Source organism: Rhodococcus sp. LB1, from assembly GCF_001583455.1.
In the GTDB taxonomy this organism is placed as follows: Bacteria; Actinomycetota; Actinomycetes; order Mycobacteriales; family Mycobacteriaceae; genus Rhodococcus_F; species Rhodococcus_F opacus.
In genome coordinates this window covers 1-14303 of record NZ_LTCZ01000144.1, presented here as the reverse complement: position 1 = coordinate 14303, position 14303 = coordinate 1, and the positions used below count along the sequence as shown (strand labels likewise).

Genomic DNA, 14303 nt, shown 5'->3' with positions numbered 1-14303 from the left:
TCCGACGCGTTCGCCGACCCGATCACCGCCCGGGTGTTGGTCGCGATCACCTTGGCGTGCAGGGTCGGCGACGACAGCACCCGCACCCCCCTGTTCAGGTAGTACGCGAGGGCGGCGGGGGAGGTGGCGTGCGCCCGGATCGCGGCCTTGGAGGCGTTGACGACCAACAGGTCCCCCGCGCGCAGCGGGAGCAGCGCGGGTGCGTCCTGTCCGAGGTAGCCGATCGCGGCGTACCGGGCGCCGCGGGTGCGGATGGCGCGGGTGATGTGCGGCCACGGACTCGGCCCGTGGAAGGTGGTCCCCATACCGACAGACGGTAACCGGTCTCGTCCACTGCCTTATGAAACGCCACGGGAGGTGGTGAACCGGTCGCCGACCTCCTGGAGCCCGGCTCACGGCTTAAGTTCGACGGCGCAGGAGCCGGTCGGTCGAGGGCCCTCATGGTGTCGGTCGTCAACGCCGCGGCCAGCCCTGTCGGTGCGGGGGCGTCGCCGAAGTTCGACAGCCTCGTCACCAAGGCGGCCAAAAATCGACACTCTGTAGAGCAAAAACGCGGTGACGTGGGGATTCGGGCCCGTAGCTGCGATAACTGAAATTATCACCGCCCAGTGCGCACAACCATCCGTGACACGGGGCAAGAGGCGAATCCCTCCACTACAACGCTGGGTTCGGGACGTCAGCAGAGCGTGACGAGACCTCTCGCCGTCGACGGCGACCTCGAACACGGCTAACCCGCGCGAGGAATGACCGTCGAGTACGTGCGCGACGGCCGCATGATTGGCGCCGTTGTGGAGGGTGGCACGCCGGCGCAACGGGTAGTGGGACGCAAGCGTGTCGCGCTCAGCACGGGCTTGCGCCTAGAGATCCGCACGGCGGCAACCCTGAAATGTTTCCGGCACTGAAACTCCGCCCTCCACCCCTTTGCATCTAACCTCTAACATTGTATGTTGTAGAAAAACGAGAAGGAGTCCCGTTCATGGAGGACCCCCGCGAAGTCATCGTCGCCCGAATGACATCAGCCGGCCTACTGCACTCACCACAGCGCGTCGGAGCGCTAAACCTGCCCAACCGGGTGTTGATGGCGCCGCTCACGCGGATGCGCGCCACCCCACCAGACGACGTACCCAACGACCTGATGCGTGACTACTACGTTCAACGTGCGTGCGCCGGCCTGATCGTCTCGGAAGGAACGCAGATCTCCCCCGAGGGCAAGGGCTATATGGACACGCCGGGTATCTACAGCCCCGAGCAGGTGGCCGGGTGGCGCCGCGTGACCGACGCGGTGCATGCGGCCGGTGGCCGTATCGCCGCTCAGCTGTGGCACGTGGGTCGCGTATCCCATGAGTCACTACACGACGGAGCGTTGCCCGTGTCGGCGAGCGCGCTTCCGTACCGAAACCGCACGACCTTGCGCGGCGTGAACGGGCGTCCGGAGCGTGTGAGCTGCCCGACGCCCCGAGCACTGCGTACCGACGAGATCCCACGCGTAATCGATGACTACCGCGCGGCAACGGTCAACGCGCGCGAGGCGGGTTTCGACGCAGTTGAGATCCATGGCGCGCACGGCTATCTCCTCCAACAGTTCCTTTCGCCACGGTCGAACCACCGGGACGACGCGTATGGCGGATCGCAGACCAACCGCGCCCGGCTGATGTTGGAGGTCGTCGACGCGGTAACCGGCGCGTGGGACGCCGACCACATCGGTGTTCGCGTCTCGCCAGTCGGTCCCTTCAACGGGCTCGACGACCCGGAAAGTGCCGAGATGGGGTTGCACGTGGCGACGGAGCTCGCGGCTCGCGGTATAGCGTTTCTGCACCTTTCCGAGCCGGACTGGGCGGGCGGCCCGCCCCTGGACCAAGAGTTTCGCGCCCAACTGCGGTCAGCATTTCCCGGCGTCATCGTCGGCGCCGGCAGCTACGACGTCGAGAAGGCCGAGACCTTGATCTCCGCTGGCCTGATTGATGCCGTCGCCTTCGGCCGCTCGTTCATTGCCAACCCCGACCTGCCCGTCCGCCTTGCGAAAGGATTGCCGCTCAACGCGCCGGTGCCCGCGACGTTCTACGGCGGGGACGCCGAGGGCTACACGGACTATCCGGCCCACAGCGCGTAGCACCACATCTGCCTGCGCTCGCGTTCCTCGGCGCCCATCGACTCGCGCCGCGTTCCTCGGCGCCGGCACCATGGGACGGTGGCCTCGAGGACGAGGCTCGCCTCGATTCAGCTCCGCCGGCGGTGGTTGAATGCTTGTACTGGACAGCCGAAGATCGACTCATTCACCAAGCAGGTATGCAGCCTCCGGTGTCCAACCCAAGCCGCCCCGACCGTGGCCACTTCAGACTGCGAGGCCAGTCTGGTCATGCCGGCGAGGTCGCGACGCGTGGAGCCGTGGGCGGGTGGCATGACGGGGTGGTCGGCGCACACGCTGCTCGGGCGCGCCGGCCTGAGAGTTGCCGCCCTGGTCAACTGCGACCTACTCGGGTTGTCACGTATGGCACGAGTCCATGCCGTCGCGCCCCGCCTGAGCTCACGCTCGGGGGTGAGAAGGTCCTTACTCACTGGTTCGTCATCCGCTAGCTCCTCGGAGTCACTGATGTCTACGGCGACGAGCGCGTCGCTGCATTGAGTCCTTAGGACCGACTTCGACAGCCTGCGGCGCCAGTGGCTATCGGGTCGATCGGCGGGCGAAGTAAGCAGTGTGTATTCGGCGCGCGATGCTGGGGTCGCAGTCGGGCAGGTAGATCGCCTGTCGAAGGGCCTCTAGGTAGCGGGCAGTGGTCATCCCGAACTGGACCATGATTTCATCTGGCGGCGGTCCTCCGTACGGGATCCAGTTCTGTGCGAAGCGGATCAGCTGGTCTGCCTCTCGCGGAACGCGGGAGTGTCTCTCCGCGCGGACCTTGTCGCGCAGCTGTTGTCGGCGGGGGAGTGGGTGCGCCGTGGGGTGCTCGTCGGCGGCGGGGTTGTTGGCGAGGCTCCTGCTCGACGTGGGGTCGGGCCGGAAGTCGCGGGTCTTGGTGTGCGGTTCAGACATGGGAAACCAGCTGTCTAGAGAAGTAATTCAGTCGGATAGTTGTCCGGGGATCGAGCCGGCAGTACCGGCATACGTGGGTGTTCGCAGTCGGGCGACGCTGCGCGGCAACCTAATCAGCGCGCCAGGCTGGGCTGTCATCGGGTGGTGGGGGTGTGTTCGTGCGCTGCGTCTTGTCGAGTTCGGTGAGGATCGAGGATCCGTACAACGTGCTCGAGATCGGCGCGAGTGCGTTCGGGAAGGCGCCTTCGGTGGAAGCGGATTGCATTGAGTAGTCGGCGAAGATAGTCGTCGACCTCGATGTGGAAGAGATCTCTGATCCGGTCCGGGGTGGGCCCGCCGATCGGCGCCCACAGAGCGGCCAGGTCGAGAATGTCGTCGTCGGGATGTGTCACCGTCGATTCCGCAGGTTTCTCCCAACCGTTGAGGGGTGAGTTCCTCGGTAGTGGTCCGTGTGGCCGGTCTGGGCGGCGGCCGCCGTTGTCCAGGTGCAGATGTCGGCGGTCGCCGCCTTCACGGTCAGTTGATGCCGTGCCGCGAGGGCGACGGCAGGTTCACAAGGGAAATGCTTTGGTGGGGAAGTTGTTGTTCCAGATTTCGGCGAGCGTGCCGTTCGCGATCAGGTGCTGGATCGCCTCGTTCAGGCTGGTGCGCAACGCATCTGAATCTTTGCGCACCGCAACGCCGTACGGGTTTCCGGTGGGTGCGATGAAAGCGACCCGCAGCTTACCGGTGGCTTCGAGTGCGGGCAGGACGATCTCGTCGTCGACGAACGCATCGATGGTGCCGTCGACGGCGGCGTCGGCCATCTCGTGAAAGGCGTCGTCACCCGAGCCGAATTCGACGACCTCGGCGCCGGTGAACGATGCGGCCAGCGCAATGTTGGTGGTCCCGGTGATGGCGCCGACTTTGCGGCCGACGAGGTCGGCGGCCGAGTGGATGGGGCTGTCGGTGCGGACGACCACTCCTTCGTTGAACCGTCCGTAGGGGAGGGTGAAGTCGACGATTTCCTCGCGGTCGGGGGTGATGGCCTGGTTGCACAGGATCGCGTCGCATCGCTTCTCGGTCAGTGTCGGCACGAAATCGGACCACCGACGAACGTCGACCCACTGGAGTTCGAGGCCCAGATGATCGGCCAGTGCCCGGCCGAGGTCGGGCTCGTAGCCGAACCGCACGCCGTCGACGACGGAGGTCATGGGGGGAGCGGCAATGTCCGTGGAGCACAGGACGAGAGTTCCGGATTGGATGAGTTGCAGATCGCTCACGGTAGGGATCCTTCTGGAGGTGATACCGGCATGGAGGATCGGACCCCGCCGAGGGGCGGGGTCCGAATGGTGGTGTTACGGGGTGTACCGCAGGTAGGTGTTGAAGTCCCAGTCGGTGATCGCGCCCGAGCGCCGGTTGCATTCGTCACGCTTGCAGGCGGTGAAGGTGTCGTAGAGCGAGCCGGGGAGGACGGAGCGGACCGCCTTGTCTTCCTCGAGGGCGTCCAGGGCTTCGGACAAGGTCAGGGGCGGCGCCGCGAAGGTCGAGGGGGTCTCTTCGTCGGAGGGTGCGTAGGCGTTGCCGAGTTCGGGTTTGCCGGGATCGAGGTTGCGGCGGATGCCGTCGGCCATCGCACCGAGTAGCGCGGCGTGGGACAGGTAGGGGTTGACGGCGGCGTCGGGGGAGCGGACTTCGACGCGTCCGGGCAGCACACGGTAGCTGGTGGTGCGGTTGTCGTATCCCCAGTTGGTGACGGCCGGCGCGAACAGGCCGACGTCCCAGAACCGGGCGTAGGAGTTGGTCGTCGATGCGAGCACCGCGGTCATTCCGCGGGTGTGCTCGAGCAGGCCGCCGAGCGCGTGCCGGCCGAGGTCGGTGAGGTCGTCGTCGTCGGCGAAGACGTTTTCGTCGCCGCGCCAGAGGCTCGCGTGGTGGTGGCAGCCGTTGGCCATGATGCCGGGTACCGGTTTCGGCATGAAGGTGGCCAGGACACCGAACTCCTTGGCCACCGCCATGCAGATCTGCCGGTAGGTGATCAGTCGGTCCGCGGTCGCGAGGGCGTTGTCGTAGAGGAAGTTGCACTCGAGCTGGCCGGGGTCCTCGTAGTCGGACTGGATCATCTCGAAGCCCATTTGCTGGGCGTATTGGGTGATGCGCTTGAGGATCGGCATCATTTCCGCGATGTGCTCGAGGTGGTAGGACGGGCCCACCCAGTCGGGGAAGAAGGATGCGGAGCGGTCGATGGCGTCCGGGCCGCTGAACCAGCTCATCTCCGGTTCGCACCCGGTGCGGAGCTCGAGTCCGGTTTCCTCACGGAAGGCGGCGATGACACGCTTGAGGTTGCCGCGGGCGTCGGCCTCTTCCGGTTCACCCGGTCCGACTTCCTCGCGCAGGGAGCGGAAGTGGTCGCAGAACACTCGTGCCACGCTCCGATCCCACGGCAGGATCTGCGCCGTGGCCAAGTCGGGCACCAGCAGGCCCTCCCGGGTGCTGATGCCGCCTGGTCCGAGCAGCTCACCGGCCAGGCTCGCCTGCAATCCGCCGGCCACGGCGTAACCGAAGGGCACACCCTTGCGGGCCGCGGTCTCGAGGAAATACTTGACCGGCATCACCTTTCCGAGGACGCGGCCCTGCACACTCACGTACTGGCAATGCACGTGCGTGACACCGCCTTCGTCGAACAGCTGCCGACACCGTTTCAGTTCGGCGTCACGGGCGGGATCGCTGAGCGCGAGTTCCAGCGGGGTCATGTGTTCACGGGTGGTGGGCATACTTGTCCTCCGGGGTCTCAAGAATAGTGTGCTACGCCGCGCCCATCGAGTGGGCGTTCCGGGCGACGTGTGCGGCACGGGGGGATCCCAGGGGCGAACCCTGAGTGATGATATAACATCAGGCATTAGATGTTATTCGCTTGTGGGGTGTTTCGCAACCCTCCGGTCCGGTGTATTCAGCATCCAGACCGGTCTGTACGAATGTTCCGGCGCCGCCGCGAGCGGTGCGCCGGGACATCACGTCTCAGGGCTCAACCGTGCTTGATCCAGAGGTGTTTGACCTGGGTGAACTCGTCGATGCCGTAACTCGAGCCTTCGCTGCCGTACCCGGAATCCTTGACCCCGCCGTGCGGCATCTCGGGAAGCATCGACAGGTGGTCGTTCATCCAGACCGTGCCGAACTCGAGACGCGGGGCGGTGTTCATCGCCCGGTTCAGGTCGCGGGTCCACAGGGACGCGGCCAGCCCGAAGGGGGTCCCGTTCGCCCACTCCACCGCCTGGGCGTCGGTGTCGAACGGTTGCACGGTCACGACCGGACCGAAAATCTCCTCCTGCACGATCGTGTCACCCTGCTCGACGGCTGTGATCACTGTCGGGGTAACGAAATTGCTGTCGGAGTCCGGGTCGAGGTGCCCGGTCAGAATCTTCGCGTTCTGGGCCTTGTGGATGTAGCCGACCACTCGATCACGGTGCCCGCGATAGGCAAGTGGCCCCATCTCGATGTGCTCGCCCTCCTCGGGCGCGCCGACTCGGACCGACTCGAACGCGGGAACGAGGCGATCGAGAAGATCGTCGTAGCAGGACTTCGCCACCAGAAGCCGCGACGCTGAAAGGCAGACCTGACCGGAGTTGACCGTGGCGGCCTGACGAATTCCGGCGACCACCGCATCGAGATCGGCGTCACCGAAGACGATGGCGGGACAGTTGCCCCCCAATTCGAGATGCACCCGCTTGAGGGTGTGCGCCGCCGCGGCGGCCACCGCCTTTCCGGTAGTGACCGCGCCGGTAACCGACACCATGCGAATCTTGGGATGCTGGGAGAGCGCGGATCCGACCGGATCGCCCTGTCCGGTAATGACGTTGAGGACTCCAGGCGGTAGGATCGGGGCCGCCAGTTCGGCGAGTGCCAGTGTCGTCAACGGGGTCTGCTCGGCGGGTTTGAGCACGCAGGCGTTCCCCGCGGCGAGTGCGGCGCCGACCTTCCAGATCGCGCCCATCAGGGGGAAGTTCCACGCGGTAATCAGGCCTACGACGCCGATGGGTTCCCGGCGCACGATCGAGGTGGTGCCGCGGCGGAATCCGTTGGACGCCAATCCCTCTGAGCTGCGTATCGCACCGGCGAAGAAGCGCAGGCCGTCGATCGCCTCGTCGACCTCACCGCGGGCATTCAGGATTGGCTTGCCCACATTCGCCGATTCGAGATCGGCCAGCTCGCTCTTGTTCGCGGCCATCGCGTCGGCGAGGGCGAAGAGATACTCCGAGCGCTCCCGCGGGGTCGTCTCTCGCCATGTCTGCCAGCCGGATTCGGCGGCACCGACCGCACGGTCGACGTCGGCGCGTGAGCTCGCCGCCACCTCGCCGATCACCGTGCCTGTTGCCGGATTCGTGATCGGCGCCCGCGCGCCGTCGGCGGGGTCGACCCACCGTCCGCCGATGAAGTTCTGGCTGCGTATCTGCGTCATGCGTTTGCTCCTCCGTTGACATCCATAAATCAAACCTATAATGTCAGAGGTTAGAAGGCAAGATCCCCCGAAACTGAGTCAGAGTGGAGGTAGTCGAGTTGAGTGCGAATCCCGTGCAGACCGTCGATTCCGACCCGAGCAGGCATCTGTGGATGCATTTCAGCAACATGGGTGCGTATGCGCAGGGGGCCGAAGTCCCGGTCATCGTCCGCGGCGAGGGTTGCTACGTGTGGGACCAGCACGGGAACCGGTACCTCGACGGCCTGAGCTCCCTCTACTGCGTGAACGTCGGCCACGGCCGCACCGAGTTGGCTGACGCCGCGGCCAAGCAGGCGACCGAGTTGGCCTTCTTCCCGACGTGGGGGTTCGCTCACCCTCGCGCGATCGAGCTCGCAACCAAGATCGCCGACCTGGCGCCCGCGGATCTCAACCGGGTGTTCTTCGTCGGTGGTGGCGGCGAAGCCGTCGACTCCGCCTTCAAGCTCGCCCGGCAGTACCACAAGATTCGCGGCAAGGCCGGTAAGTACAAGGTAATCTCCCGCAACACCGCCTATCACGGCACCACCCTGGGCGCGCTGGCGGCGACCGCGTTGTCGCCGGCACGGGCACCTTTCGAGCCGCTGCCCATCGGCGGAAGCCACGTGACGAACACCAACGTGTACCGGCTGGACCCGCAGGCGGTCGATACCCTCGCCGAGGCGATCCGGGAAAGGATCGAGTTCGAGGGACCGGACACCGTCGCGGCGGTGATCCTCGAACCGGTGCAGAATTCGGGAGGCTGTTTCGTCCCGCCGGAGGGCTACTTCCAGCGCGTACGGGAGATCTGCGACCAGTACGACGTCCTGCTGATCTCCGACGAGGTCATCTGCGCGTTCGGACGCCTGGGCGAGTGGTTCGGCGCCCAACGGTTCGACTACGTGCCCGACATCATCACCACGGCCAAGGGCCTCACCTCCGCGTACGCGCCGATGGGCGCGGTCATCGCCTCCGACCGCGTCATGGAGCCGTTCCTCACCGACAACAACGTGTTCATGCACGGTGTCACCTTCGGTGGGCACCCGGTCGCCTCGGCGGTCGCGCTGGCCAACATCGAGCTGATGGAGAGCGAGAAGATGCTCGAAAACGTGCGCGCCAATGAACCGGTGTTGCGCGGAATGCTCGAGTCGCTGCGCGACATTCCCTTGGTCGGTGACGTGCGCGGGGCAGGCTACTTCTGGGCGATCGAACTGGTCAAGGACCCCCCGACGAAGCAACGCTTCTCGCCGGCCGAGGGCAAGGCGCTGCTGGCTTTCCTTGCCCCCGAACTCTATCGGCGGGGACTGATCTGCCGCGCGGACATGCGCGGAGACCTCGTGGTCCAACTGGCGCCGCCGCTCATCGCCGGCCCCGACCACTTCGCCGAGATCGAGACCATCCTGCGATCGACACTCGTCGACGCCGCGGCGCTCTCGTTGCCGACCGACTGACCCCCAGGAGAAAACTGATGAGCACGATCGACACCACCGGGCTGCCCGAATACCAGATGTACATCGACGGAGCCTGGGTTGCCGCCGAATCCGGGGCCCGCTATGCCACCACCAACCCCTACACCCAGGAGCCGTGGTCGACGGCCCCCGACGCCGGCGCCACCGACGTCGACCGCGCCGTCGCCGCCGCCCGCGCCGCCCTGACCACCGGGCCGTGGTCGACCACCACCGGCGCCGAACGGGCCCGGTTGATGCGCACCTTCGCCGACCTGCTCGAGCGCGATGCCACCACCCTCGGCGCCATCGAGACCACAGACAACGGCAAACTGCTGCGCGAAATGGCCGCCCAGATGGCCTATCTCCCGCAGTGGTACCGGTACTACGCCGGAATCGCCGAGACACTCGGCGGCGACACCCTGCCGTCCGATCGCCCCAACTTCTTCATCTACACCCGACGCGAGCCGGTCGGCGTCGTCGGCGCCATCCTGCCCTGGAACTCACCGCTGATGCTGCTGGCGTGGAAGCTCGCGCCCGCCCTCGCTGCCGGCTGCACCCTCGTCGTCAAACCCTCGGATTACACCCCGGCCTCGACCCTCGAATTCGCCCAACGAATGGACGAGGCGGGCTTCCCCCCGGGTGTCTTCAACGTGGTGACCGGCACCGGACCGGAGGTCGGCAAGGCCCTCGCCAGCCACCCCGGCATCGACAAGATCGCTTTCACCGGTTCCACCGCCGTCGGTATCGAGGTCGGCCGTGCGGCCCTGCAGAACATGACCCGGGTGCTGCTCGAACTCGGCGGCAAGTCCGCCCAGCTGGTGTTCCCCGACGCGGATCTGGAAGCCGCCGCCAACGGTGTCATCGCCGGCGTATTCGCCGCCACCGGGCAGACCTGCCTGGCCGGCTCACGCCTGCTGGTCCACGAATCCATCCACGACGAGCTGGTCGAGTTGATCGTGCGCCGCGCGCAGACCATCGTGCTGGGCGACCCGACGGACCCGGCCACCGAGATGGGACCGGTGGCGAACGAGAGGCAATTCGCCTCGGTGCTCGGGATGATCGACAAGGCGGTCGCCGACGGCGCCACCGTCGCCACCGGTGGTGGCCAATCACCGGGCCGCGGCGGCCTGTTCGTCGAACCCACCGTGCTCACCGACGTCCGGCCGGACATGCCCATCGCGCAGGAGGAGGTCTTCGGCCCAGTACTCGCCGTGACACGCTTCTCGACCGAGGACGAGGCACTCGCACTGGCCAACGGCACGAAATACGGCCTGGCCGCCGGCGTGTGGACCCGTGACCTGCAACGCGCACATCGCGTCGCGGCTGCCGTCACCGCCGGCACTGTGTGGATCAACGCCTACCGCGTGGTCGGACCGGGCGTACCGTTCGGCGGTTTCAAGGGCAGCGGATGGGGCCGAGAAAACGGACCGGACGCAGTCCTCGAATTCACCGAAACCAAGGCGGTGTGGGTCGAACTGACCGGCGCCACCCGCGACCCCTTCACGATCGGCTGAGGTGACCACCATGGACTCCTCCAATTCCGGGCGCGTGAAGGTCGGCATCGTCGTCGGCGTCGAACACGGGGACTTCGGGATGTGGAAGAACATCCCCACCGCGACGTTGCCGACCACCTACATCGAGGCCGTCCGGCGCGCCGGGGGGACCGCGCTGATGTTCCCGGCCGATGGCGACATCACCGAAAACCCGGACCAGGTACTCGATCTCGTCGACGCGGTCATCCTGGTCGGGGGACGTGACATCGGCCCGGCGACGTACGGCCACGCCGCCCACGCCGCCACGGCCGAACCCGACACCGCGCGCGATCTCGCCGAGCTCGCGGTGGCCCGCCGCGCCCTCGAACTCGACGTCCCGATCCTCGGCATCTGCCGCGGAATGCAGATGCTCAACCTCGCCTTCGGCGGAACACTCGACCAGCACGTGCCCGACTCACTGGCCCACGACGACCACGCCGCCCACGACGGTGTGTTCGGCAAGCACGAGGTCACCCTCGTCCCGGACACGGTCGCTGCGGGCGCCTACCAGTCCGACACCGCGACCGTGTACTCCGCACATCACCAGGGCGTCGGCCGGCTCGGCACCGGGTTGATGGTCAGTGCGTACTCGGTGCCGGACGGGGTGATCGAGGCCATCGAGTCCGCCGAGCATGGGTTCGCGCTCGGTGTGTTGTGGCATCCCGAACAGGACCCGATGACCCCCCTGTTCCGGGCGTTCCTCGACCACGTCGAGGGCCGGGAACGCCACCAGTGCACCGGCTCCTGATCCGTCCGGGAACCCACGGCAGAAGACAACGACCGTACCCAGCGCGGTACAGCGACCGACCACTCAGGGAGAAGAGGCCCCATCATGAAAGTCACCGTAGACACCGCGGTGTGCGCCGACCACGGACAGTGCATCTTCAGCGCGCCGAAGGTATTTCAGTTCGATGACGACGGGAGGCTGGTCTGGGAGCCGGCGCCCGACGAATCCCTTCGCGCATCCGTCGAAGAAGCCGCGGACGTGTGCCCCGTCCAGGCGATCCGTGTGGACGACTAACCGATGACACCACGGATTGTCATCGTCGGCGGCTCCCTCGGCGGGCTGCGCGCCGCTGAGCAACTGCGCGTGCACGGCTGGTCGGGTGAGCTGACGGTGGTCGGCGCCGAGGCTCATCTGCCCTACAATCGTCCACCGCTGTCGAAGAACGTCTTGGTCGCCTCCGACGCCAGTGCACTCGGCGCCACCGAACTGATCAACTATCCGGGCGTGGCCCTGCGCCGCCGCGCGCACGTCGAGGACGTGTCCTGGATGACGGGCACCGAGGTAACCGGGGCCGTGCTGGCGGACCACGTCGTGCATACCGCCGACGGACGCACGCTCGCCTATGACGGTCTGGTCGTCTCCACAGGTCTGCGGCCCCGCCGATTGCCGATCGACGGGTTCGGCTCGCAGCGGCACGTACTACGCACCCTCGACGATGCGATCGCACTGCGTGCGCAGCTGACCGCGGGAGCCTCCGTGGTGGTTGTCGGCGGCGGCTTCATCGGCTGCGAGGTCGCCGCCAGTGCCCGCCGCGCCGGATGCCGGGTCACGGTCGTCGAGCCGTTCGCCGCACCGATGCTGCGCCCGCTCGGCTCCGAACTCGCCCGCACCCTGCAGATCTTCCACGAGGAGCAGGGCGTGGCGTTCGCGCTGGGCAGGTCGGTCTCGGCCCTCGTCGGACGGTCATCGGATCCCGAGACGCTGGGTACGGTCATCCTCGACGACGAGACCGAACTCGCAGCCGACGTGCTGGTCGAGGCAGTCGGATCACGGCCCAACGTCGAATGGCTGGACGGGAACGGCCTGGACCTGTCGGACGGCGTCCTCTGCGACAACCTGATGCGCGTCGAAGGTCGCGACGAGGTGGTGGCGGTCGGGGATGTGGCTCGCTTCCCGAATCCGCGATTCGACAGCACCCCGCGCCGCGTCGAACACTGGTGCGTTCCCGCCGACACCGCGCAGCGCGCCGCCACCACCTTAATCCGCGGACTGAGCCCCGCCGAAAGCGATGACCGAGATCCGGCACCATTTGCGCCGCTGCCAGCTTTTTGGAGCGACCAATTCGACGTCAGAATCCAGGGATTCGGGCGCACCGACCACGCAGACCGTATCGAGGTCCTGGAGGGAGGATTCACCCCTGGGTGGGCATCGGACGGCGTCGTGGTCGGCTACTTCAGAGAGTCCACGATGACCGGCGTCGTCATCGCCGGCGGCACGCCGGCGCAACGGCTGCGGCACAAAGCCCTTCTCGAGGCCGTGGGCTGAGCCCTCGCCCGCCGCAGATCCGGTCCGCCGCCGACGGCGCGTCGCCTCCGGACCGACCGGCTGCACTGATGTCGGTGTGGTGGGTTGCCCGCCCCCACGCGTCCCACACCCTGCGGGCAAGGCCGGAGATGCCCCACCGCAGCGCAGGTTTCGGTGGCCGCCGCGTCCGAATACCCGGGCACGCCCACCTAAGCGCCCGGGCCGCTTCCCGGACCGGACACCCGCCGCCGACTCCCCGGGAGTGGCGAGCCGCGGTCTCGCCCCCTGAGGCAACGTCCGGCCGTGCGGCGCCGAATTGTCTACGCGCCGTTGAATCACCACCCGTCTCGACAACCAAGAAATGATCGAAGTGAGGGTCCTGTGAAGGTCAGCATTCCCAAGGAAATCAAGAACCACGAGTACCGCGTCGCCATCACCCCGGCCGGTGTACACGAACTCGTCGCGCACGGGCACGAGGTGTTCGTGGAGGAGTCGGCCGGGGTCGGATCGTCGATCCCGGACGAGGACTACCTCGCCGCGGGCGCAAAGATCCTCTCCTCGGCCGACGATGTGTGGGCCAGCGGTGACCTGATCCTGAAGGTCAAAGAACCCATCGCACCCGAGTATCACCGGATGCGTGAGGGGCAGGTCCTGTTCACCTACCTTCATCTGGCCGCCGACAAGCTACTGACCGAAGAGCTGCAGAAACGCCGGGTGACCGGCATCGCCTACGAAACGGTGCAGATCCCGAGCGGGGCCCTCCCACTCCTGGCACCGATGAGCGAGGTCGCCGGCCGGCTGGCGCCGCAAGCCGGCGCCTACCACCTGATGCGGGCCGGCGGCGGGCGCGGCGTGCTTCTCGGCGGGGTGCCCGGTGTCCCGGCGGCCAAGGTCGTCGTGATCGGTGCCGGTGTCTCGGGGATGAACGCCGCAACGGTCGCATTGGGCCTGCAAGCGGAAGTTTCGCTGCTGGACCGGAACGTCGACACCCTGCGCGCCGCGGACCGCATCTACCAAGGGCGCCTGCGCACCGTCACCTCCAACGCCTACGCGATCGAAGACGCGGTCCTGGGTGCCGACCTGGTGATCGGTGCGGTGCTGGTGCCCGGCGCCAAGGCCCCGACATTGATCTCCAACGAGCTGGTCAGCCGGATGAAACCCGGATCGGTGCTGGTCGACATCTCCATCGATCAGGGTGGGTGCTTCGAGGACTCACGCCCCACCACGCACGCCCAGCCCACCTACGAAGTGCACAACTCGATCTTCTACTGCGTGGCGAACATGCCCGGCGCCGTGCCCCATACCTCCACCTATGCCCTGACCAACGTCACACTGCCCTATGCCCTCGCCCTGGCGAACAAGGGTTGGGAGCAGGCGCTGAACGACGATCAGTCGCTGGCGCGGGGCCTGAACACCCACGCCGGGCAGGTGACCTACGCCCCCGTCGCGCACGCGCACGGACTCGAGTCGGCTCACCTCGTCACGGTCTGACGGATCCGCACTTCTTCCACATCCGAAGGCTGGCCACGGGCCGCCGAACGACCGTTCCCCGCGCCGACCACCCCTGTTAGACGGTGGGCGCGGGGAACGG

General features: G+C 66.9%; 13 protein-coding genes. 7 read left to right on the top strand and 6 right to left on the bottom strand.

What is annotated here, in order from left to right; genetic code table 11:
• Positions 1 to 305: phospholipase D family protein (locus AZG88_RS20650; RefSeq protein WP_197487886.1), on the bottom strand; the 305-nt coding region annotated here is incomplete at its 3' end.
• Positions 306 to 976: 671 nt separating this feature from the next.
• Between AZG88_RS20650 and nemA the strand changes: the two genes are divergently transcribed.
• A complete protein-coding gene (gene nemA, locus AZG88_RS20645) occupies positions 977 to 2110 on the top strand; it encodes an N-ethylmaleimide reductase (RefSeq protein WP_082833415.1) in 1134 nt (377 codons plus the stop codon).
• Between the two features lie 552 nt (positions 2111 to 2662).
• On the opposite strand, the gene AZG88_RS20640 is transcribed toward nemA, so the two are convergent.
• The 5 genes from AZG88_RS20640 to AZG88_RS20620 all read right to left on the bottom strand — a co-directional run bounded on the left by AZG88_RS20640 (position 2663) and on the right by AZG88_RS20620 (position 7466).
• Positions 2663 to 3031 carry a hypothetical protein gene (locus tag AZG88_RS20640; RefSeq protein ID WP_061698779.1) on the bottom strand — a complete coding sequence of 123 codons (369 nt, stop codon included), beginning with the start codon at positions 3029 to 3031 and terminating at the stop codon, positions 2663 to 2665.
• A gap of 134 nt (positions 3032 to 3165) precedes the next feature.
• On the bottom strand, positions 3166 to 3423 hold the full coding sequence (locus tag AZG88_RS20635; protein WP_061698778.1) for a hypothetical protein: 258 nt from the start codon (positions 3421 to 3423) through the stop codon (positions 3166 to 3168).
• Positions 3424 to 3582: 159 nt separating this feature from the next.
• Positions 3583 to 4293: a substrate-binding periplasmic protein gene (locus AZG88_RS20630; RefSeq protein ID WP_061698777.1), complete on the bottom strand. Its 711-nt coding sequence runs from the start codon at positions 4291 to 4293 to the stop codon at positions 3583 to 3585.
• A 75-nt stretch (positions 4294 to 4368) separates the two neighbouring features.
• Positions 4369 to 5784 carry a glutamine synthetase family protein gene (locus tag AZG88_RS20625; RefSeq protein WP_061698776.1) on the bottom strand — a complete coding sequence of 472 codons (1416 nt, stop codon included), beginning with the start codon at positions 5782 to 5784 and terminating at the stop codon, positions 4369 to 4371.
• Between the two features lie 251 nt (positions 5785 to 6035).
• Entirely contained in the window at positions 6036 to 7466 is a 1431-nt protein-coding gene (locus tag AZG88_RS20620) for an aldehyde dehydrogenase family protein (RefSeq protein ID WP_061698775.1), read from the bottom strand.
• A gap of 113 nt (positions 7467 to 7579) precedes the next feature.
• Here AZG88_RS20620 and AZG88_RS20615 point away from each other — a divergent pair, with 113 nt between their 5' ends.
• The 6 genes from AZG88_RS20615 (at position 7580) to ald (ending at position 14203) form a co-directional block, all read left to right on the top strand.
• Positions 7580 to 8932, top strand: coding sequence for an aspartate aminotransferase family protein (locus AZG88_RS20615; protein ID WP_442971728.1), 1353 nt, complete (start codon positions 7580 to 7582; stop codon positions 8930 to 8932).
• A 17-nt stretch (positions 8933 to 8949) separates the two neighbouring features.
• Positions 8950 to 10443 carry an aldehyde dehydrogenase gene (locus AZG88_RS20610; RefSeq protein ID WP_061698774.1) on the top strand — a complete coding sequence of 498 codons (1494 nt, stop codon included), beginning with the start codon at positions 8950 to 8952 and terminating at the stop codon, positions 10441 to 10443.
• A 10-nt stretch (positions 10444 to 10453) separates the two neighbouring features.
• On the top strand, positions 10454 to 11209 hold the full coding sequence (locus tag AZG88_RS20605) for a gamma-glutamyl-gamma-aminobutyrate hydrolase family protein (RefSeq protein WP_063886851.1): 756 nt from the start codon (positions 10454 to 10456) through the stop codon (positions 11207 to 11209).
• Between the two features lie 84 nt (positions 11210 to 11293).
• Positions 11294 to 11482 (top strand): ferredoxin, encoded by a 189-nt coding sequence (locus AZG88_RS20600; protein ID WP_061698772.1) that lies wholly within the window; start codon positions 11294 to 11296, stop codon positions 11480 to 11482.
• A gap of 3 nt (positions 11483 to 11485) precedes the next feature.
• Positions 11486 to 12733 carry an NAD(P)/FAD-dependent oxidoreductase gene (locus AZG88_RS20595; RefSeq protein ID WP_061698771.1) on the top strand — a complete coding sequence of 416 codons (1248 nt, stop codon included), beginning with the start codon at positions 11486 to 11488 and terminating at the stop codon, positions 12731 to 12733.
• Positions 12734 to 13093: 360 nt separating this feature from the next.
• Positions 13094 to 14203 (top strand): alanine dehydrogenase, encoded by a 1110-nt coding sequence (ald, locus tag AZG88_RS20590; RefSeq protein ID WP_061698770.1) that lies wholly within the window; start codon positions 13094 to 13096, stop codon positions 14201 to 14203.
• Positions 14204 to 14303 lie beyond the last annotated feature (100 nt).